This is a genomic window from Prochlorococcus marinus str. MIT 9211 (assembly GCF_000018585.1).
Taxonomy (GTDB): domain Bacteria; phylum Cyanobacteriota; class Cyanobacteriia; order PCC-6307; family Cyanobiaceae; genus Prochlorococcus_D; species Prochlorococcus_D marinus_B.
The window spans coordinates 697371-715619 of the sequence record NC_009976.1 but is presented as its reverse complement, the minus strand read 5'-3'; the positions used below and the strand labels follow the sequence as shown (position 1 = coordinate 715619).

Annotated in this window: 23 protein-coding genes and 1 other RNA gene; 10 read left to right on the top strand and 14 right to left on the bottom strand. The window is 36.2% G+C overall.

Annotated features, from left to right (window positions below; genetic code table 11):
- Positions 1-196: 196 nt before the first annotated feature.
- Positions 197-427: a DUF3104 domain-containing protein gene (locus P9211_RS03955; protein WP_041391489.1), complete on the bottom strand. Its 231-nt coding sequence runs from the start codon at positions 425-427 to the stop codon at positions 197-199.
- Positions 428-720: 293 nt separating this feature from the next.
- On the opposite strand from P9211_RS03955, the gene P9211_RS03950 reads away from it, so the two are divergent.
- Positions 721-1083, top strand: coding sequence for a hypothetical protein (locus P9211_RS03950; protein WP_049750854.1), 363 nt, complete (start codon positions 721-723; stop codon positions 1081-1083).
- A gap of 226 nt (positions 1084-1309) precedes the next feature.
- The gene (locus P9211_RS03945; RefSeq protein WP_012195364.1) at positions 1310-3424 is read left to right on the top strand and encodes an ArnT family glycosyltransferase; all 2115 of its coding nucleotides are present in this window, start codon (positions 1310-1312) and stop codon (positions 3422-3424) included.
- A 334-nt stretch (positions 3425-3758) separates the two neighbouring features.
- Here P9211_RS03945 and P9211_RS09570 read toward each other — a convergent pair whose 3' ends face one another.
- Positions 3759-3920, bottom strand: a complete 162-nt coding sequence (locus tag P9211_RS09570; RefSeq protein ID WP_159088371.1) for a hypothetical protein — start codon at positions 3918-3920, stop codon at positions 3759-3761.
- 296 nt (positions 3921-4216) lie between these two features.
- Between P9211_RS09570 and P9211_RS03935 the strand changes: the two genes are divergently transcribed.
- Positions 4217-4915 (top strand): SOS response-associated peptidase, encoded by a 699-nt coding sequence (locus P9211_RS03935; protein WP_225866217.1) that lies wholly within the window; start codon positions 4217-4219, stop codon positions 4913-4915.
- Positions 4916-4966: 51 nt separating this feature from the next.
- Here the strand turns inward: P9211_RS03935 and P9211_RS03930 are convergent, their stop codons facing one another.
- Positions 4967-5596, bottom strand: a complete 630-nt coding sequence (locus tag P9211_RS03930; RefSeq protein ID WP_041391100.1) for a DUF938 domain-containing protein — start codon at positions 5594-5596, stop codon at positions 4967-4969.
- A gap of 92 nt (positions 5597-5688) precedes the next feature.
- On the opposite strand from P9211_RS03930, the gene P9211_RS09750 reads away from it, so the two are divergent.
- A complete protein-coding gene (locus tag P9211_RS09750) occupies positions 5689-6024 on the top strand; it encodes a hypothetical protein (RefSeq protein ID WP_041391483.1) in 336 nt (111 codons plus the stop codon).
- A 10-nt stretch (positions 6025-6034) separates the two neighbouring features.
- Here the strand turns inward: P9211_RS09750 and P9211_RS03920 are convergent, their stop codons facing one another.
- The 4 genes from P9211_RS03920 to P9211_RS09565 all read right to left on the bottom strand — a co-directional run bounded on the left by P9211_RS03920 (position 6035) and on the right by P9211_RS09565 (position 7659).
- Positions 6035-6286, bottom strand: a complete 252-nt coding sequence (locus P9211_RS03920; protein ID WP_012195359.1) for a hypothetical protein — start codon at positions 6284-6286, stop codon at positions 6035-6037.
- Positions 6287-6383: 97 nt separating this feature from the next.
- Positions 6384-6653, bottom strand: coding sequence for a DUF1651 domain-containing protein (locus tag P9211_RS03915; RefSeq protein ID WP_012195358.1), 270 nt, complete (start codon positions 6651-6653; stop codon positions 6384-6386).
- A gap of 169 nt (positions 6654-6822) precedes the next feature.
- Positions 6823-7185, bottom strand: coding sequence for a hypothetical protein (locus P9211_RS03910; protein ID WP_012195357.1), 363 nt, complete (start codon positions 7183-7185; stop codon positions 6823-6825).
- Positions 7186-7515: 330 nt separating this feature from the next.
- Positions 7516-7659, bottom strand: coding sequence for a hypothetical protein (locus P9211_RS09565; protein WP_159088370.1), 144 nt, complete (start codon positions 7657-7659; stop codon positions 7516-7518).
- 716 nt (positions 7660-8375) lie between these two features.
- Between P9211_RS09565 and P9211_RS03900 the strand changes: the two genes are divergently transcribed.
- Entirely contained in the window at positions 8376-8573 is a 198-nt protein-coding gene (locus tag P9211_RS03900) for a hypothetical protein (RefSeq protein ID WP_041391097.1), read from the top strand.
- Between the two features lie 79 nt (positions 8574-8652).
- On the opposite strand, the gene P9211_RS09560 is transcribed toward P9211_RS03900, so the two are convergent.
- Positions 8653-8820: a hypothetical protein gene (locus P9211_RS09560; protein WP_012195355.1), complete on the bottom strand. Its 168-nt coding sequence runs from the start codon at positions 8818-8820 to the stop codon at positions 8653-8655.
- 224 nt (positions 8821-9044) lie between these two features.
- Between P9211_RS09560 and P9211_RS03895 the strand changes: the two genes are divergently transcribed.
- On the top strand, positions 9045-9254 hold the full coding sequence (locus P9211_RS03895) for a hypothetical protein (protein ID WP_012195354.1): 210 nt from the start codon (positions 9045-9047) through the stop codon (positions 9252-9254).
- Between the two features lie 349 nt (positions 9255-9603).
- Here the strand turns inward: P9211_RS03895 and P9211_RS03890 are convergent, their stop codons facing one another.
- From P9211_RS03890 to P9211_RS03880, 4 genes are all read right to left on the bottom strand, one after another.
- Positions 9604-10116 carry a hypothetical protein gene (locus tag P9211_RS03890; RefSeq protein WP_012195353.1) on the bottom strand — a complete coding sequence of 171 codons (513 nt, stop codon included), beginning with the start codon at positions 10114-10116 and terminating at the stop codon, positions 9604-9606.
- Positions 10117-10195: 79 nt separating this feature from the next.
- Positions 10196-10711, bottom strand: coding sequence for a GNAT family N-acetyltransferase (locus tag P9211_RS03885; RefSeq protein WP_012195352.1), 516 nt, complete (start codon positions 10709-10711; stop codon positions 10196-10198).
- A gap of 330 nt (positions 10712-11041) precedes the next feature.
- Positions 11042-11225, bottom strand: a non-coding RNA gene (gene ssrS / locus P9211_RS09310) — 6S RNA.
- A gap of 6 nt (positions 11226-11231) precedes the next feature.
- The gene (locus P9211_RS03880; protein WP_012195351.1) at positions 11232-12431 is read right to left on the bottom strand and encodes a 5-(carboxyamino)imidazole ribonucleotide synthase; all 1200 of its coding nucleotides are present in this window, start codon (positions 12429-12431) and stop codon (positions 11232-11234) included.
- A gap of 67 nt (positions 12432-12498) precedes the next feature.
- Between P9211_RS03880 and aroB the strand changes: the two genes are divergently transcribed.
- Positions 12499-13611 (top strand): 3-dehydroquinate synthase, encoded by a 1113-nt coding sequence (gene aroB / locus P9211_RS03875; protein ID WP_012195350.1) that lies wholly within the window; start codon positions 12499-12501, stop codon positions 13609-13611.
- Between the two features lie 5 nt (positions 13612-13616).
- Here the strand turns inward: aroB and P9211_RS03870 are convergent, their stop codons facing one another.
- A complete protein-coding gene (locus P9211_RS03870) occupies positions 13617-14822 on the bottom strand; it encodes a class I SAM-dependent methyltransferase (protein WP_012195349.1) in 1206 nt (401 codons plus the stop codon).
- 33 nt (positions 14823-14855) lie between these two features.
- Here P9211_RS03870 and P9211_RS03865 point away from each other — a divergent pair, with 33 nt between their 5' ends.
- A complete protein-coding gene (locus tag P9211_RS03865) occupies positions 14856-15674 on the top strand; it encodes a hypothetical protein (RefSeq protein WP_012195348.1) in 819 nt (272 codons plus the stop codon).
- A gap of 2 nt (positions 15675-15676) precedes the next feature.
- Here the strand turns inward: P9211_RS03865 and P9211_RS03860 are convergent, their stop codons facing one another.
- Entirely contained in the window at positions 15677-16519 is an 843-nt protein-coding gene (locus P9211_RS03860) for a TIGR04168 family protein (protein WP_049750895.1), read from the bottom strand.
- Between the two features lie 94 nt (positions 16520-16613).
- Between P9211_RS03860 and nadA the strand changes: the two genes are divergently transcribed.
- Both nadA and P9211_RS03850 read left to right on the top strand, forming a co-directional pair.
- Positions 16614-17552: a quinolinate synthase NadA gene (nadA, locus tag P9211_RS03855; RefSeq protein WP_012195346.1), complete on the top strand. Its 939-nt coding sequence runs from the start codon at positions 16614-16616 to the stop codon at positions 17550-17552.
- A 129-nt stretch (positions 17553-17681) separates the two neighbouring features.
- Positions 17682-18248 carry a DUF1543 domain-containing protein gene (locus P9211_RS03850; RefSeq protein ID WP_012195345.1) on the top strand — a complete coding sequence of 189 codons (567 nt, stop codon included), beginning with the start codon at positions 17682-17684 and terminating at the stop codon, positions 18246-18248.
- The last annotated feature ends 1 nt before the right edge of the window (position 18249 follow it).

Sequence of the window (18249 nt, the reverse complement as noted above, 5' to 3'; positions counted from 1 at the left end):
AAAGATCCAAGAGACGTTTCAAGAACGAAAAGACTTATTAATTGGGCTATATCACTAGCGGTCTCAATACTTATCTATTATTTATTTAGGTTAATAGGCTAAAGGTTAGCAGTCCATAGAACAATTAAATCAACAAGTAAGACATGGATCTAAAATCTGGTCTAATGCTGACCATGCAAAAGCAAGCCTAGTATTCTTAATAGGTGTTTCTAGTCTTTACTATTCCTTTAACATAGTCAGTACTGATTAGCTCTATAAAACCTGTATCTATATTGTGAACCTGGAAAAAGGTCCAATCTTCTGGAATCCTTGGCCCTTCTATACATGCAATTATCTCGGCAATATACCAATCTTTATCGGCCTCCCGCTGAACGAGAACGTAGTCTCCCCTTTTAATATTGTGAAGATCTTCAACCACGGAAGACACCGTAAAAAGAAGAGTCGGACTAGAATAATACATCTGTTCTAGCCCGACCCTTCTTTTTTTGCTTAATGAAGAATCTGTACACATGCAAAGGCCTTATAAGAGAGAGTCTAATTAGCTATGGAATCTACTTTTAATTTTTAAGTATGAAAATTTAACTTATATAAAGAGATCCTTGTGAATTATTTATTAAATGGAGAAAAAGCATTTCCAAGGATTAATATCAAAGGCAGCGAAGACTTTTTATGATCATCCTAGAATACCTTCGAAAGATTTTGTTCCATAATTACTTTACGATGCTTGGAATAATCTTTCTGACTATTATAATTTTTATACCTGTTTCTAAAATTTCTATAGCTTTTCAAGAAGTTCAAGCAGCAAATGCATTATCTATAGAAAGTAAGGCTTCGAAAAATATTTCTAAAAAGTTCTGCAATTCTCTTGGTTTTGGATTGTCGGACGAAAGTGCTATGAGGTTTGCTCTAGGTGAGAATAGTCAGGAAAACACAAACAACGCCATTACAGGGTCAACCAACCCTAGAGATCTAATTAGCAGTATCGAGTCAGATATCATGGAAAAGTGTGGTTATTTAATTGGTTCATCTGACAATCTCAAAAGAGGCGAGATTGAAGAAATGATAAATAATCTGAAGAGTTAGTTTGATAAATAAAGTTCTATAAAATTGTGTAAATATAAGAGGCTTATATATATCGATAAACTATCTATTATTTTCATAAAAGTAAGTTAAATAGACTTTTAATATCAAAACTTAGTTCTAGTTCCTTATAAGATGAATATATTTGTCACATGTGTAAACCTTGTTTTAGGATACATCTATTGTCCTTCACCCTTCCATTAGGGTCGGCAAACTAAGCTCTTTTATAATGGAATTATTTAGACCGCTTTATAGGATCAACAAAAAACTTCTTTTTTGGGGACTAATTGCCATCATATGGATCATTTCTACATATTATGATCGAACTTGGTGGAACAATAGTAATTTAGTTCCTGCATGGGATCAGGCAGATTATTTAAATAGTGCTCTTTCTCATGGTAGAGCGCTTGGGGTATTACAAGGTGGGGCATGGGAAGGCTTTAGAGGACTAATAAGCCATTCTCCAAAAATTCCACCTTTAGCCTCATTTGTAAATGGAACAATAATTGCATTTTCGGGTGATGCTCCTAAAGACGCTGCCTGGAGCCTAAGTATTTGGCATGGATTACTACTATTTAGTGTTGCAGGCATAGGGGCTAAACTAAATGGAAGGTTTTTTAGCTGCATATCAGTCATATTTGTATCTATAGCTCCTGCTCTTGTCGCCTTAAGGTTGAATTATGTTCTAGAGATGCCTCTATGTGCTGCAACAACCTTGGCAATATGGCAACTAGGTTCTTGGGTGAAACCTGATAGTGATAACAATAAAAATAGAGTCTATATAGCAGCAGCTTGCTGTTCAATTGCCCTTCTAATTAAGCAAAGCTCATTGCTAATATTATTTCCCTCAGTTATATGGGCAATTATTAAAGTAGTAAATACAAAAGAAATTAATAACAGGCAAATATTTTACTTTTTATTCATTACATTTAGCAGCATTCTGCCTTGGTTTAAACACAATTGGATTACAGTTATTAGCGGAACAAATAGGGCTGTTATTTCATCTGCTATCAATGAGGGAGACCCGTCTATATTTAATTTAGATGGGTGGACTTATTATTTCAGTATTATACCTAAGCAAATAGGTATATTCTTTTTTATAATTGGTCTAAGTGGTTTAATTTTCCACTTCATTAAGAGAATTAAAGAGTTAAAGATCTACAATAGTAATGAACAGCTAGGTAAAGTATTTACAGCAGATAGTTTTTTCTTTAAATGGCTGGTATTTAATTCCATCTTTTGCTGGTTCCTTACGACAATAGTTCCAAATAAAGATCCACGTTACATAACTCCCATATTGCCATTATTAATCATAATCTTATCTTTTGGTTGGTACGAATTTGGCAAGTTCTTATTTAAAAAGCTATCAAAGATTACTTATTTTGTTACCTTAATAGTTATTCCCTCTATTATAATATCTTCACTTCCTTTAATGAGAAAAATCAGTCTTTCCAGTACAAATAGACATAAGGATTGGCAGATTGAAAATATAATAAATGAGGTTCGTTTAATGTCTGAGGATAATGAGAGTCTTACAGTAATTGTGGTTCCAAGTTTTGCAGAATTAAACCAGCATAATATTAGTTATTATGGAAGAAGGAACGGTACCAACATAATAGCTAGGCAGCTGGGTAAACACTCTAGCGATATAGAGCCATGTCTGAAACAATGTGAATGGATTCTTCTTGCTGAAGGTGATATCTCTACTGGAAATTCAGTACGACCATCGGCTTACGCTTTAGATCATGCAGTGCGAAGCAGTAATTATTTCTATAAAATCAAAGAATTTAATCGAGTAAAGGGTGGTCAATATTCTCTATGGAAAAGAAAACCGCAATTTGTTAATTATACTAATTTCGCGGATTCTTTCCAAGTATTAGCCAAAGGGTTAGAAGAAGGTCCTATAGGAGTAAAAAGAGTCTTTGATATCATTGCTGTTCAACATATGATTGATGGACATAAAAAGTATCAAGCAATAGTAAGAGAGCTATCCTTGAAGAAGCTAGGCGAAAATCCTGAGGATACTAATGCACATTGGAGCTTGGGCTTGCTTGCCATTCTTGAAAACAGACCAAGGGAAGCTGATTTCCATTTCTCAAAGCTTGAAAGCTTACTCCAGAGCAATCCGTGGCCAAGTGCTTATCGTTCTATAGTAAATCTTGCAAATTGGAATCCATGGCAAGCTTATTCAATATCAAGTAATTCACTAAGGGCACATGATGATCCTGTTCTCAAAGCAATTAATGATATTAGCTATATCTTTTCTGGAGGATTATGGAGGATTACATCTACCTATAATTCACTAAAAGAGGCAATTACTCAAATTGATAGCTCGACTAGTTAAAAATATTCTTCCAGCAAGACACTTATAGATTTATTAGCTAGATTATTAAAGGAATAAATTTAATGATGCTTGATATCCTTGCAGAGACAACAATTAGAAACCCAATTTTCATGTTTGTTTTTTTTGGAGTGATTTGGTTTCTTCCAGGGATATTATTACGGAGACTGAATGAAGCAAAAGCCAAGAAAAGAAAAGAGACATTACAAGCCGAGAAAATAGCAAGGCTTTATCCAAAAAATTAGTAAATATTTTTCTAGATAAAAGTAAATTTCTTTTTAATTAATTTGTCTACTGTGTTATTTGCCACAAAAAATATTAAGCCTATATGACTTAACTAAGCCTGAGAAGCTGCTAATGCTGGGTCTAAAACAGGTTGCATAAGACCTCCATCTCCTCCATTACCACTGTCATCATCATCAAAACCTGAAAAAAGTATCTTGATCCCTAAAAAGGCCAAGATCCCAGAGAATAGAAGCACTAAAAACTCGTTGATCAACTTTAATTCTTTGAAATTTCATGCAAGATAAACGATTTTTATAAATTATGTGAGTGGAAGTACCAGTTAAAGAAACACCACTATCAAATACCTTCTTCTAAAGCTTGCTGACAAGTCTTCATTATTGATGAAAGCTCATCTAGTCACTACTGCTTGTTCCTTCCAAAGACTTGGCACCACTATCAAGCTTTCTTAGATGTCTGATTTTATTATTCAGTTTACCAACAATTCACTGACAATGATTTCTCTAGAGAAGGCATTGCTTAATTAAGCTATATAAGCTTAGATGCAGATAGTTGAGACATTCCTTCGGAGTAGTTGCCGAGGGTTTTTTTTTATTTGTTCTCGTCTTAAGAATGTGTGGAACTTACTCACTCTCAGTTGACCTGGAAAATCTGCCTCGACCAATAAAGAACAGCTTAAGCTCAAAGCATAAAAAGAATTATCAACCTCGTGAGCTAATCAGACCATCTGAACCAATCCTTTCCTTAAAAGCCGAAGGTGAGAAGACTTCTGCTTCCTTGATGCTATGGGGTCTAATCCCTAGTTGGGCCAAGAATTTAGAGAAATGTCCTAAACCATTTAATGCAAGAGCCGAAACAATTTTAGATAAACCCACTTTTAGAAATGCTTGGAGGCATCATCGCTGTCTAATCCCTGCATCTGCCTTTTATGAAAAAAGCCATCTAATAAAGAGAAAAGATTCTGCTGTATTTTGGCTGGCTGGCCTTTGGAATAGATGGATTAGTGCGGACGGATCAGAAATAGACACTTGTTCTGTGATCACAACACAATCAAATAATCTTGTTAAGCCTATTCATTCTCGAATGCCACTCATAATCTCTATGGGGTTTGAGAATTACTGGATTAAACAAAAAGATGCTCTTGAATTAAGAACCTTGGAAAGAATTCTTTTAGATAAATGGAGCCCAGAAGGCTGGATTGTAAAACCAATGTTATCCACAAAGAAAAGCTATCAAATGAGCTTATTTTAAAAATATTGGTTTAGAGTTAACAAATTAATTAAGTTAAATTATGAAAATCAATTATAGGTTTTTCCTATAAACAGCCAAGAAATTATTTGCAGGCATATCAATAATGTTTAAATTATTATAGCCAAGATCTATTGCTAACTTATTAATTAGATCAAGATCTCGCAGTCCCCAATTTGAATCTATAATCTTCAATGATTTATCAAAATTCTCGTTGCTAATACTTGTATATCTCCCATTTCTTTTAAATGGGCCATAAATGATAAGTGGATCACCCTTCTTAAGATGATTAAGGGCTTCATTGAAAAGAGATAAAGTAGAAGACCATTCTGTGACATGGATCATGTTTATACATACTATCGCTCTAATCCTTGAACTTAAATAGTTGGAAACTTGCCAAGGAACAATATTGACATCAATATCTAATGGCTCTTTCATCCTACTAGTTAATCCCTCAGAGATTATCCAAGATAGGATGCTATTTCTATTAGTTTTATGTGGATCACTAGTTTGCCAAGTAATATGATTGAAGATAGTTTGAAAGAAAACAGCATGTTCACCACTTCCACTTGCTATTTCAAGCACAGTCCCACTGCATGGAATATACTCAGAGATTGAATTTGCTATAGCAACTCTGTTACGCTGAGTAGCAGGGAAAAAGAGTCTTTCGTCCTGATTAGCGATAGTTTCAGACTTCTTTTCTAATTAAATATAGAATATAAAACAAATACCCCACCTAAGTTAAAGAATTTTCCAAAAGAAAAATGAAATTACCAATGAGTAAAACTATACTAGTAATATCCATAATCATTTTATTGTTTATTCAATTAGCTAAACCTGCTCTTGCAACTCCCTCGCAGAAGTTTAGAGAATACATGGAAATATGGACTGAGAATAGTGAGTTAGCAAGCAAATACCTTAAAGAAGCGGAAAATGAGTTTAAGCAAGGTGACGAGCTAGAAGGATGCGTTAACCAGCGCAAGGCTGCTATTTACGGGATCAAAGGGACTGAATCACTAATCAAAGCATTCGAGATTAGTGGTTCAACCAACGATTTATCTAATATAGAGTCTGGCCTGGCAAAATGGAAAGAACTGAGAGACTTCTGCTAGCAAAGAGAAATTAGTTCTTAATTTTACCTTGAAGAATAAATCCCTTATCGACCAATTCCTGATATAGATAACGAGCTTGAAAAGTGAATACTTGCTCTTCCTTTTCACCTCTTCTGATATGGAAGTAATTACTGTCTAACTTATTTCTGCTGAAAATAACCTCCAACATTCCCTTTTGCATAACCCACTCGTCATTGCTTTCATGTATCTGATTAGGGCCTCCATCCCATGGGGCAATTTCTGGATACTTTACTTTTTTCATTAACCAAAAAATACTTACATTTAAATACTAACAAAAATAAGAGAATGGAACTATTCCACAAGAAAAAGATAGTTTCCAAGAAACGAAACTTGACGCTTCAAAGAATAGACTTGCCATATTGGTTGTTGATATGTCTCCAACCATTGTCAATCAGCTCTCTCCAAGTCTCAAGTGCCGGTTCTAGATTGACCTTTCTCCTATTTTTAAACTTAAAAGGAGTCCCGAGTTGTGTTGCTTCCCACTTGTCCATATAAAACTGAGGGGAGGCATCCTTGGGAGCAATGTCCTTATGAAATAGGAGTAGCCAATTACCCTTAGGGTCCAACAGCCAACCGTCTGGTATATCCAAGGCTTTCTTAGCTCCCATAAAAACTATGCGTACACTTGTACTATAGTAAAATTTTTCTTGTAGTCAATTGTTTGTGTCGCTCTACAAGTCTAAAAGGCCTTTATGGGTAATTCTCTTGCCAATCAAAAATTCAGCCTATTAATAGGTGGTATGGATTACAAGTTATTAGGCAATGATTTTGGTGAGTTCAAGCAACCGAATCTAATTCAAATAAATCTGCTAATTTCCTAAAATCATCTTTGTACTTGATCATAGTTTTAACGTCTTGAAAACCGTCACTCTTAAGCAATTTTATGAAAGCAATTCTTAAGCCAGTCAAATCATTTTTCTTTTTATTGGTTCTTAAAGCTTCTTCGTCAAAAAAGCCTGTGAATCTCTCGCAAATAACCTCATAATTATCGCATGATTCCTGATCACGAAAACTTGTACCATCCTTAGAGATAAAACTCTTTTTGGTTTTCGTGTTACTGGAAAACAAATACCAAAAGGCCGCTATAGTTCCTATCGAACCGACAATAAGAAGCAAAGATTGAATCAGAAGATTATTCATTGTAGTTATTAATATAATCTAAGATGCTATTAGAACTAGAGTAAGATTCAATCATGTTGATAGAGATCTTTAGCCAAAGCGCACCCTTACTAGTAATCATACTTATTCTTCTAAGTATTAATCTAGGAATAAAGGCCTATTTAAAGTCACAGTCAGAAGATGATATTTGAAAATCTGCATAGGTAAATCAATTAGAAGCCTATAAGACTAATTTGTTGAACTTTAGTTGACTAAAAAAAAAATTTGCAAGTAAATCAAACTAATAAAGTCCAACAGAAGTCATTTTCGATAGGCAGAGTTTGTTCACTAAAGACAATTGCATAAATAAAACTATGCCAACAACCCCTCAACCTTTGTAAAGCCTTTTTGAAGCAATGAAGCATCCATCAAAACCATTTGATGCTCCAAGGCATTTACTGCATCTCGAACTATTTTTATATATGCATACTCTCGAGCAAGCAGCCACCTAGGCATATTGAACAAGTCTATAAACTAATGCCTCAACAACAATTGAAAATAGACTTGTTCAAAGTATTGTCGATAGCGCTGCGATCTTCGTTGCCTTTGGCAGGTCCTTCTAGCTAAGCTTCATTCGTTGAATGCACAGGCATTGAACAAAGATGCAAAATCAGGGAAAACGCTCTTAATTCCTAGCCTTTTCAAATATTTTCGAAAAGATTCCTGAGTCCTTGCATAGTAGTGAAATTTGTATTAGCTATAGCATTTAGGTGATTCTATATATCTATTTGGCTTAGGTGCTTCAGGGCTCATTGTTGCTTTGAACTGGTCGAGCATCGATACTTGCAACTATTTGAATCTTTAAGTTGAGACATTGAATAGGGTTTGGCTATTAGCCTATAGAGAATAAACTTTGAGAATTCGATAATGATATCCTTTGGCATAACAATTGCGACTTAGAGGTATATCTAGAAAATTCTTTGTAGACATGACTAAAACTTAACTGTAGAACTAGGCGATTAATTTTTTGTGCGGAGCAACTGGTTTCTTAGGATTTAATCTTTTGAGGGTCCATTTAGAAAGAATGCTTAGATCCGCCATACAAGGGAAAAGCCCTCCACAAGCAACTATGAAGGGGCTTGCTCAACAGAGCCAATTAATACGAATAGAAACACTGCTACTTGCATTTTTTGTTTTTTCTTGTATCTTCAAAAAGCTCAAGAAGGATGATTATGGAAACTACTTCTTCTTTGGTTTATGAAACCATATATGTAGCCGATGTTATGGCATGCACAACTGTTAATGGTTGTTTATCACAGAGAGATGCCAATGCACTTCTAAGCGAGCATGGTGCTGACTACGAAGAGTTTGCCGAAGAGTGTGGAAAAATTTTAGATGCAAAATCTATTTTGCATTGGTTAGGCTACTAATAGCTCTCAATACTTGAACTCTAAAAACTAAAGGTAAAACTCAAATTTATTATTAATTGGTTGTATTAGCTGAATTTTCTTAATGCCAAGCAAGCTTAATTTCTTTGTACAATTTTTCTGCCAATCTCTCTGCATCAGTTTTAGAAGGCTTTTGCTTTTTTTTCAAGCCTTTTGATTTTGCTTTGAGTGCTGCTGACACGTTTCTAAAACCTCTTTGACTGTTTGTATTTAATTTTTCCATACTCATATCCCATTATAGGGTGATTGTTTCTTAAAAAAAGTTAATTATTTCTCTCAGTTGATACAAATGAAAGCATATATGAATTAAAAACCTCTTCTCAAGGAAAACAATCCTGGAATTTATAGAAGGTGCTTTGTTAATACTAGATTTTTCTCTTCTGGGTGTGTGCTTTAGTCTTTAAAATAATTACAAGAGATCCCTAAGAAAATTGACTTCCTCGCTTTACTGATATGAATCTGACTATTGACTTGGCAAAACTTACTGGTATTGTCCCTACCCTTAGCACTGAAGCAATTAATAATTCGATAATCGGTTTAGCTCCTTCGATCAAAACCTTCATTGCCGTAGTAGCAATTCTTGGACCTTTGAGTATTGCCGGAATAATTCTCTTCCTAAAAAAGATTGAGCAAAAAAGGCCTGATCGTATTAGGTGGCGATAGTGAAGCAAATATTTTATCGCTGGACATTTCCTCGTTGGAAATACATGACTAGTCAAGAAAAATTGAAGTTCAAAAGACTCTGCTTATTACCAATTTTTGCTTATGGAATCTGGCTCACATTAAAGCAACTAACTCCTGTATTCCTTATCTTTCTTACCGGATACCTAGCCTACAGATGGTTTGAATCCCAAAAAAGAACCCGATAGGAAATTTTCTTGCAATATAAAAAGTGCGCAGTTTTTTTTATAAGAGGTTAAAAGGAAAGATCTCCTGGTCGTATTAATAGAAATTAAGTTGATTGTCAGGACGTTAAGCCTCTTAAGAGGCTTAACGTCCTGACAAAAGATCGCTATTTAGCTGCTGGAGCAGCAGGAGCCCTTCTTGCACGTCTAGCTTTTCTTGGCTTTGCTGTTGCTTGGGAAGCTGCTGCTGGTTTCTTTGCTTCTACCTTCTTTGTTGCTGCTGGTTTCTTTGCTGTAGCTTTCTTTGCTGTAGCTTTCTTTGCTGTAGCTTTCTTTGCTGTAGCTTTCTTTGCTGCTGGTTTCTTTGCAGGGGATTTTCTTGCTGAAGATGCCTTGCGAGTACGATGAGCAAGAAGCATTGCCCATTCTTCAGAGCTGACGTTGGCAGGTTTATTACCATGAACCTCAGTCTGCCTAGCTGCCTTCTCAATGTCCTTGATTAGGTTTTTCCAAGAAGCTGCATAACGTTTATCAGACTGAGATTTTGCACCACTCTCGACAAGAGTCTCTACAACTCCTTGAGGCGTAACCTTTTTGCGACGACGGTTAAAGATCTCTTTTTGCAGTGTGGCGATCAAGGCATCAGCCTTTGCACTGACTTTGATTGTTAGTTGAGACATTAAAAGTAGTTATCTATATTCAACATCTAGCACATTGTTGGTATAACTTACAAATAGTGGCGTAAAAAATTATGAGGCTCTAGGAGCGAGGCTTTAGGGGGATTATTAATTTACGCATACGAAAACGTTGGAAATAAATACCTGCAATCATAATCTTCTCTGAGCTAACTGTTTGCCATCCAAGCTTTAGCAACAACGGCTGGCTAAGTAAACTCGCCTCTGTTACCAAGCATTCCTGACCGTCATTAAAGGCATCAAGTTCTATTTGACGCAAAAGTTTAGTCGCATGACCTCTTCTTGAATATTTATTTAGGGTATACAAAAGAGCTAGGCGATTATTTGGGTATCTAAAAGCAAAAGAGGCAATGTCCTGGTCTTCAAGACTCAACCATCCACTACCCTCGTCAAATATGTTCTTGAACGCATTAGGCAGCAATGCTTTTGAGGACCAAGCTTGAATTTGTTGTGTGGAATAAAGACCGGAACCCTGAAATTCAATAGATTCAACATATACATTTTTAAGGGCATCATGATCTTGTTGAACTATTCGACGAATGGCTAGCTTGCTTGACTTAAGAGAAATTTTTTTAGCCATGAACCAATTTTTCTAAAATTCGAATTGAATAGCTGATCTGAACTAAGTGCTAGCACCTTGTTGAATACCTTTTAGAATAAGAACGCCAAGCTTCATTAGTTGATTGTCTTTTAAGCTCTCTTGAGCACCTGAGAAGAGAGGATAAAGGAATTGAAGCTAAAGCAGAAATAATGCTGACAACGAATCTTGCCATAACAAACAAAGCAACTCTGCAATAGTACATCTGTGCTACCAATCGTCAATGGTAAATTCCTGGGAATAATGAGTGTTTTTTATTAGAAAGTGCCCTCATTTAAAAACCAGCAGGCTAGGTCCTGCAATCATGAAAAGTACAAGACCACCTTGCCGTGAGACCTCAGAGCATCGACCTGGATTAACCAGAAGAGGAGTCAAAGCGAGGTTCCATTTCCAGTTACTAGACTGGTTTACTTCACCGTCACGACAGTCTCCACAAGTCGAAAAAGAGTCAGATCAGAGCACTTAAGGAAGGTCTTCACCAACAAGGTAGTCCAAAGTCAATCTAATTGATATCGGGAACAAAAAAGGGCCAGATTGCTCTTACTTTTTTTAAAATGCTTGTCGCCTTATTAATTCTTGAAGTGGGGTCTAAATCGAGTAAGGGAACTGTTAAATGACCTAATTTTCTTCCAGGCAAGACTTTATCTTTAGAATACCAATGAAGTTTTGCGCCATTTATTTGCTTTAACTTCTCCAATCGTTCATCTAAGGAATTTGCTTTGCCTCGCAAGCCTAACAAATTGATCATGATTGCGCCTGGTACGACTAATTTAACCGGAGGGGCTGGTAGACCGGCAGCTATGCATATTTGTTGGTCAAATTGACTACTACTGCATGCGTCAATTGTAAAATGAGCAGAGTTGTGAGTACGTGGGGCTATTTCATTGACGAGCAATCCCTCATCCCCATAAAAGAATTCAATCGCAAGTACACCTACATAATTTAGCTCTCTCAATAACGAAGCACCTACGTTATAAGCCGTGACAAGGACTGAATGACTTACATTCGCAGGTGCAACAACCCAATCACAGACTTGCTTATGTTGGAAAGTCTCTGTTAAGGGATAAGAGTTTATTCGTCCACAGGTATCTCGACTGACAACAATTGCCAACTCTTTTTGATAGCTAATCCATTTCTCTAAGAACCAATTAGAAACATCAACAGAGAAAAACAGCTCCTTAAGTTCATTGGCATCATTTATAACTCTTGTTCCTTTACCGTCATATCCTCCTTTACCTGCCTTTGCCATTACTGGATATGCCCAACCGTCTGGAAGCTCTAAATCCTTTTTTTTAATACATGCTAGGGGCAGCCATTCTGGACCAGGGATATTCAAATCGTTTAAAAGCTTTCTTTGAGAAAGTTTGTCTACTAATGGCTTAATTGAATTTAAGCTAGGCTGAAATAAGGAGCTATCGTTAGCCAGCGAAGAGAGAGACGTTACATCAATCCATTCATTCTCAAAGGTCAAGCAGCTACATTTGCTTGCAAGTTCTTTTGTTCCATTAATATCGCTTGTATCCGAAAGTACTAATCCCTTAGCATATTGAACGGCAGGGTCACTCCTCAATCCAGTCTGAACAATTAAATCAATCCCTCTCTCTCTGGCAGCTTTAGCCAACATCTGCGCAAGTTGTCCTCCACCAACGACACCAACTGTTGGGCCTACTTTGTTATTTCTTGTTAATGATTCATTTCTCATACATTCAGGTTAATGAGTCAAGCTCAATAAAGTTAGATGAGAAATCTCCAAAATCATCTCTAATATTGTGAACCAAAACTCAATCCGAATAAAAATAAAATTAGCTCACAACCCATATGAAGTTGTAATTAAGAAAAATGGTTTAGCGCGAATAGGCGAAGAGTTAAAAAAAATAGGCTTCAAGAAAGCAACAAAAGTTCTTGTAGTTACCAATAAAGATGTTTCAGTCCACTATGGAAAAGAGTTTATTCACAACCTAAGTGACAATGGCTTCAACCCAACCTTAATTGAGATAAAAGCAGGGGAAGAAAGAAAGAATCTCGCAACCATATCTGATATTCACAATGCTGCTTACACATCAAGACTTGAAAGGGGTTCATTAATGATTGCCCTTGGGGGTGGAGTTATTGGCGATATGACAGGCTTTGCAGCTGCTACCTGGCTAAGAGGAGTTTCTTTTGTACAAGTTCCTACAACTTTACTAGCCATGGTTGATGCCTCTGTTGGAGGCAAAACGGGAGTCAACCATCCCAAAGGGAAGAACCTAATAGGTGCGTTTCATCAGCCAAAACTAGTTCTGATTGATCCAATAACATTAAAAACCCTGCCCGAACGTGAATTCAAAGCTGGGATGGCAGAAGTCATCAAATATGGTGTTATTAGTGACAAAAAGTTATTCCGGAAACTGGAAGATGCACCAAGACTTGACAAGCTAGAAACACTTACTGACAGATTTTTATTGGAGATAATCCAAAGGTCCGTTCAAACTAAAGCACATATCGTAGAACTAGATGAGCGAGAGGGTGGCATACGAGCTGTACTTAATTATGGTCATACATTTGGACATGCGATTGAAGCTTTATGTGGCTATGGTACATGGCTTCACGGTGAAGCTGTTTCTATGGGCATGATCGCCATAGGTCAACTAGCTTTAGAGCGAAACATATGGAATATTAGCGACCTAGAAAGACAACGTAAGGTTCTGTGTCAAGCAGGGTTGCCTACAATTTGGCCAAGGGTTTGTGCTGAAGATGTTATAGAAATACTTAAAAGTGATAAAAAAGTTAAAGATGGTGAGATCAACTTTATCGTTCCAACTGAAATTGGGAAAGTAGAAATTATTAAAAATTTTACCGTCAATGAAATCAAACAAGCACTTCAGAAGTTAGCATCCAAATAAATAGGTTAAGGTTCATATAACAGCCTTGATTTTATGTCAAAATTATATACATTTCTATTTTTATTTAACTCAAAAACCTGCCACCTGAGATCCCCTAAAGCAATAGGGTCAACCAACCTAAGAAGAGCTTCTCTTCTTCTAAGCACAGTAGGCAAGTCAACATTATCGGCCTGTGCTAAAGAACTTAAAATATCAGCCAATCCTAAAGCCAACAGAGCTTGACCTTGCCTTACTATGCCTTTACTAAATAAATTATGCTTACTTGCATAAATTTGCATCGACTCTATACAAAGATGGCTTGTAATGTCACATAGTCCGGCATCTTTTAAGACATTAAAAGTACAGCACTGATTTTTATAAGAGACTATTGAACCTAAATCTCTATTAACATGGTAATAACGTTTTGCTTCTAAAGCATAGTCTATTACTAATACAAGGCCATAATCCAAAGATTTAGAAATTTTCTCGAACCAACTATTTAAATTCGTATGTAATTCTGTAGACCATCCCTCGGCTGCTTTATCAGGAGGAATATTTACCTTGCAATAATCGCTTAGATCTCTTATAAAGTGATTCAGCTTATTCGGTAACGGCAAATCAAAATAGTCTAAAAAGTAATTACCAGAATCTTCAATCAATTTAACTCCTTGCTGATACAACTTATTGTTCTTATAGACAACTCTTTCGACAGGTAATGCATCAAGTATTTCGTGGGCAATGATAACTCCGACTTGTGAAGTCCTAGAGAGTTCTTCTAAGCTAGCCCACCTTATCAATGAAGAGGGGAACTGCTCAAGTTTCTTTTTCTGTCGTAATTTCATTCCCTCATTGATCTCAACTAATATAAACTGAATTCTTCTCAGCATGGATGGCGAGAATTTTTGTAAAGCCGCTATCAAATCAAAAGTCAAATCACCTTCACCCGGGCCAATATCAATTACAACTAACTTTTCTGAGAATTTAGTAGAGGCCATCAATTGATCTAACCATTCAATTAACTGAAATGAAAGCAACTCCCCAAAATCCGGCGTCAAGCTAGGTGATGTAACAAAGTCGCCTTTAATACCTATATTTATCTTGCCAGTGGAATATGCGCCATTAGCAGGGTCATTAAGCGCTAAATTCATATATTTGCAGAAGCTAAGACCACCTCCAGCTTCTGTAAAATGATGAACAAGCCAATCAGGACATTGCGCAAGCTTGCTGTCCATTGGAATGAGTATCCTTAATTAAAAAAATAAAAAATGAAATCACTGCAAAGACTAACTCTATTAACAACCCTTTTAACACTAATATGTTCTTTTATCTTTTGTAATTCTGTATACGCATTTGACAATCCTAATCTTTTACCTAACTATTCAACTCCTGTATTGGATTTAGCAAAATCCTTCAATCCAAATCAAATTGAAAGGTTAGAAAGTTCTATCAACGAATATGAGGCTAATACTGGATGGAAGATAAGAGTGCTTACTCAATTTGAAAATACACCTGGAAAAGCAATAAAAGAATACTGGGATCTGGACGAAAGGACTCTTCTATTAGTGGCGGATCCTAGAGGGGGGAATCTACTGAATTTCAATGTTGGAGACGCATACTTTACCTTAATGCCAAGAACATTTTGGGTTGAATTGCAAACCCGTTTTGGAAATCAATTTTACGTTAGAGATAATGGAGAGGATTTAGCAATAATTGGTGCTGTTAAATCTGTCGAATTTTGCTTAGACAAAGGTGGCTGCCAAAAAGTACCAGGTCTCCCTAAAGAGCAATGGCTTTGGACTTTAGCAGCATCAATATTAGGAGGTTTTATTGCTGGTATTGCAGGATCTCCTAGAAATGAGGATCAGCTTATTGCTTGGAAGTGGTTATTACTAGTCTCCCCGATTTGGATCATTCCATTTGGTGTAATTGGTATAGCACAAGTTGTTACTAGAACAAGTGAATTTCTTCCACTACTAAGGAATATATTGGCATTTATGACATCAGCCATAGCAGCTTATATTTTCGCTAAATCCACCTTAAGTAAAAGTGAGACTGGAGTTAAAAAAAATAAATCCAATGAATAAGCTTATATATTAATTTGATATAAGGTCTCTTGGAATGCAATAGAAGAATCTTCCCTAAACCAACGGTGAGAGACATGGGCAAGTTTCCCATTAATAAATTTAGCCCAAGAGAAATGAGATAACCAATTACCAAATTCATCTTGCTTCCTTCTGGGAACGCAAGCAGCATTTAAATAGGCTGTCCCAAATTGATCAATTACAAAAGTTTTTCTATTTCCCCTACCTCGTTTTAACTGATGATGCATATGACCAAAAACGACAAGATCAATCTTTCTCTTTTTCCTAATCAAATCAATAGCCATGGATAGATCCTGATCACCCCAGTCAATTGCTGGAATCTTCCAATCTCTACCACATAAACTTGAAGCATCTGAACCTAAGCCAGTGGGACCGGCATGAGCTAGCAACACCAAAGGAAATTCTTCAGCCGCTTTTAAAGCAGATTTATATATTCGCGCAACAGATTCCTCCAAAGAGACAGGTCCAAAAACACCTTTAACCTGATTTGACAAATAATAACCACCACCAGGACTGCATGGACGAGCACCTACTACAGATAAAGGTGGCTCCGACCATCCACGCAGCCGCCAAGAGCAATCTCTTTCCCCCAACACAGTCAACTGTTGCTGCAAAAGATAACCAGAAGGTTCTAAACCTCTGTCATGATTACCCAATATCACTGCAGAAGGTATTGGAACAGAATTAATAGCCTTAATTAATCTCAAGTCCCCCCCGTCGGATAGATCCCCTACAAAGAGCACTGCGTCAGGGCATAACTGAATCAAAAGTTCTTTGTCTTTTGCCACCCAAGAGCCATGAAGGTCCCCTGCAATTGCGAGATTAATTACTCTCAAACCAATGATTAGCAAGCCAGACTCTATACTGCCCCAAATTGCCTAAAAGAAACTGCTTTCAAAGGCTCCAAGCAATCAGACGGCTATGCCGGTTCCCAAGCGACGGGAAGTTATCAGAGAAAAGATTGAGCTGCTGTGTAGAGAAAAAAATGCAATTATTCTTGCTCATTACTACCAAGATCCAGAGATTCAGGATTTAGCGCACTTTATTGGGGATTCATTGGATCTATCTCGTAAAGCTGCAAAAACAAATGCTGAAGTAATAGTTTTCTGCGGTGTACATTTCATGGCTGAAACAGCAAAAATCCTAAGTCCTAATAAAACTGTATTAATTCCAGATTTGGATGCTGGTTGTTCGCTGGCAGATGATTGCCCAGAAGATGCATTTAGAAAGTTTTGCAATAAGAGTTCAGACCATTATGTAATTAGTTATATAAATTGTTCCGCCGCTATTAAAGCCCAAAGTGACTTAATATGCACAAGTAGTAATGCAGTTGAATTAGTAAAACAAATTCCTAGAGATGTAAATATTATATTTGCTCCAGACAAAAATCTAGGCCGTTGGGTAGAAAAGCAAAGTGGTAGGAAAATGAACCTATGGGATGGCTCATGCATTGTCCACGAAACATTCAGTGAAGAAGAAGTCCTTAAACTAAAAATTAATCATCCCAATGCAGAAATTATTGCCCATCCAGAATGTCAGCAAAATTTGTTAGACTTATCTAATTTTATTGGTTCAACTAGTAGATTGCTTGATTATATACAAAATAGCAATTCAAGTGAATTTATAGTTTTAACTGAGCCAGGCATATTACATCAAATGAAAATAAAAGAGCCCCAAAAAAAGTTTTTTGATGTACCAGGTATTAATGGATGTAGCTGTAATGAATGCCCATACATGAGACTTAACACAATTGAAAAGCTATTAAGTTGCCTAGAGACTATGCAGCCTGAGATCGAAATAAAAGAAGATATAAGAATACGAGCACTAAAGCCCATAAAAAAAATGTTAGAAATGAGCTAATTTGAATTTATAAATCAAGACAATTGACTAACATAAGTTATAAATCAAGATTGTTTATACTTCTTTAATTTTCAACGAATATTATTCTACTAAAATACTTAAGTTAATAGACTGATTATCAAAAGTTTCATGGAGGTTAGTTACTTAGACAAGTCACTATATATAGTTGTTCTTGGGGGAAGAGCAAAAGGTTTCAACATCGAGCTACATGATGTGAGGTGGGTCATTGGCAAAAATATCGAAGATACATTCTTGCAATTACAACAAGATTGGTTTGGTAAATTACATGGACTCCATATTGATAGCTATATCAAGGTTGAATATATTGATGGTTATATCGTAAGAATTAAAAGTTTAACTAATTTACAGAATAAATCAAAGAGCAGTAGTTCTCCTAAGAGCCTATGGTTCGTAAATCTAGGAGCATATGCGATAAATGACCTCTATGAAAAACATAATTTTAATTTAATTGTAGCTACCAACAAGCAAAAAGCCAAACAAATAGCCAAAGAAAGGTGGGTTGAAAATTTTAAAAATAAGCATTGCGATGACATTCAACTAATAAAAGGGTATTACTCAAAAGGTATAAAAGATGGTTTAAAAGGTAATTGGGAAGTAATATTAGAGCCAGATTTACAAAATAGAAGTCAGCAAATGATTCCAGACTGGATTGGGTATAAAAGGATAGACAAATAGT

Excerpts from the sequence above, each read along its gene's own strand:
- P9211_RS03870 (WP_012195349.1), bottom strand. The coding sequence starts at position 14,822 with ATGGACAGCAAGCTTGCGCAATGTCCTGATTGGCTTGTTCATCATTTT.
- P9211_RS03850 (WP_012195345.1), top strand. The coding sequence starts at position 17,682 with ATGGAGGTTAGTTACTTAGACAAGTCACTATATATAGTTGTTCTTGGG.
- P9211_RS03915 (WP_012195358.1), bottom strand. The coding sequence starts at position 6,653 with ATGGGAGCTAAGAAAGCCTTGGATATACCAGACGGTTGGCTGTTGGAC.
- P9211_RS03945 (WP_012195364.1), top strand. The coding sequence starts at position 1,310 with ATGGAATTATTTAGACCGCTTTATAGGATCAACAAAAAACTTCTTTTT.
- nadA (WP_012195346.1), top strand. The coding sequence starts at position 16,614 with ATGCCGGTTCCCAAGCGACGGGAAGTTATCAGAGAAAAGATTGAGCTG.
- P9211_RS03880 (WP_012195351.1), bottom strand. The coding sequence starts at position 12,431 with ATGAGAAATGAATCATTAACAAGAAATAACAAAGTAGGCCCAACAGTT.
- P9211_RS03865 (WP_012195348.1), top strand. The coding sequence starts at position 14,856 with ATGAAATCACTGCAAAGACTAACTCTATTAACAACCCTTTTAACACTA.
- P9211_RS03895 (WP_012195354.1), top strand. The coding sequence starts at position 9,045 with ATGAATCTGACTATTGACTTGGCAAAACTTACTGGTATTGTCCCTACC.
- P9211_RS03885 (WP_012195352.1), bottom strand. The coding sequence starts at position 10,711 with ATGGCTAAAAAAATTTCTCTTAAGTCAAGCAAGCTAGCCATTCGTCGA.
- P9211_RS09750 (WP_041391483.1), top strand. The coding sequence starts at position 5,689 with ATGAGTAAAACTATACTAGTAATATCCATAATCATTTTATTGTTTATT.
- P9211_RS03890 (WP_012195353.1), bottom strand. The coding sequence starts at position 10,116 with ATGTCTCAACTAACAATCAAAGTCAGTGCAAAGGCTGATGCCTTGATC.
- P9211_RS09560 (WP_012195355.1), bottom strand. The coding sequence starts at position 8,820 with ATGAGTATGGAAAAATTAAATACAAACAGTCAAAGAGGTTTTAGAAAC.
- P9211_RS09565 (WP_159088370.1), bottom strand. The coding sequence starts at position 7,659 with ATGCCTAGGTGGCTGCTTGCTCGAGAGTATGCATATATAAAAATAGTT.
- P9211_RS03900 (WP_041391097.1), top strand. The coding sequence starts at position 8,376 with ATGGAAACTACTTCTTCTTTGGTTTATGAAACCATATATGTAGCCGAT.
- P9211_RS03920 (WP_012195359.1), bottom strand. The coding sequence starts at position 6,286 with ATGAAAAAAGTAAAGTATCCAGAAATTGCCCCATGGGATGGAGGCCCT.
- P9211_RS03950 (WP_049750854.1), top strand. The coding sequence starts at position 721 with ATGCTTGGAATAATCTTTCTGACTATTATAATTTTTATACCTGTTTCT.
- P9211_RS03910 (WP_012195357.1), bottom strand. The coding sequence starts at position 7,185 with ATGAATAATCTTCTGATTCAATCTTTGCTTCTTATTGTCGGTTCGATA.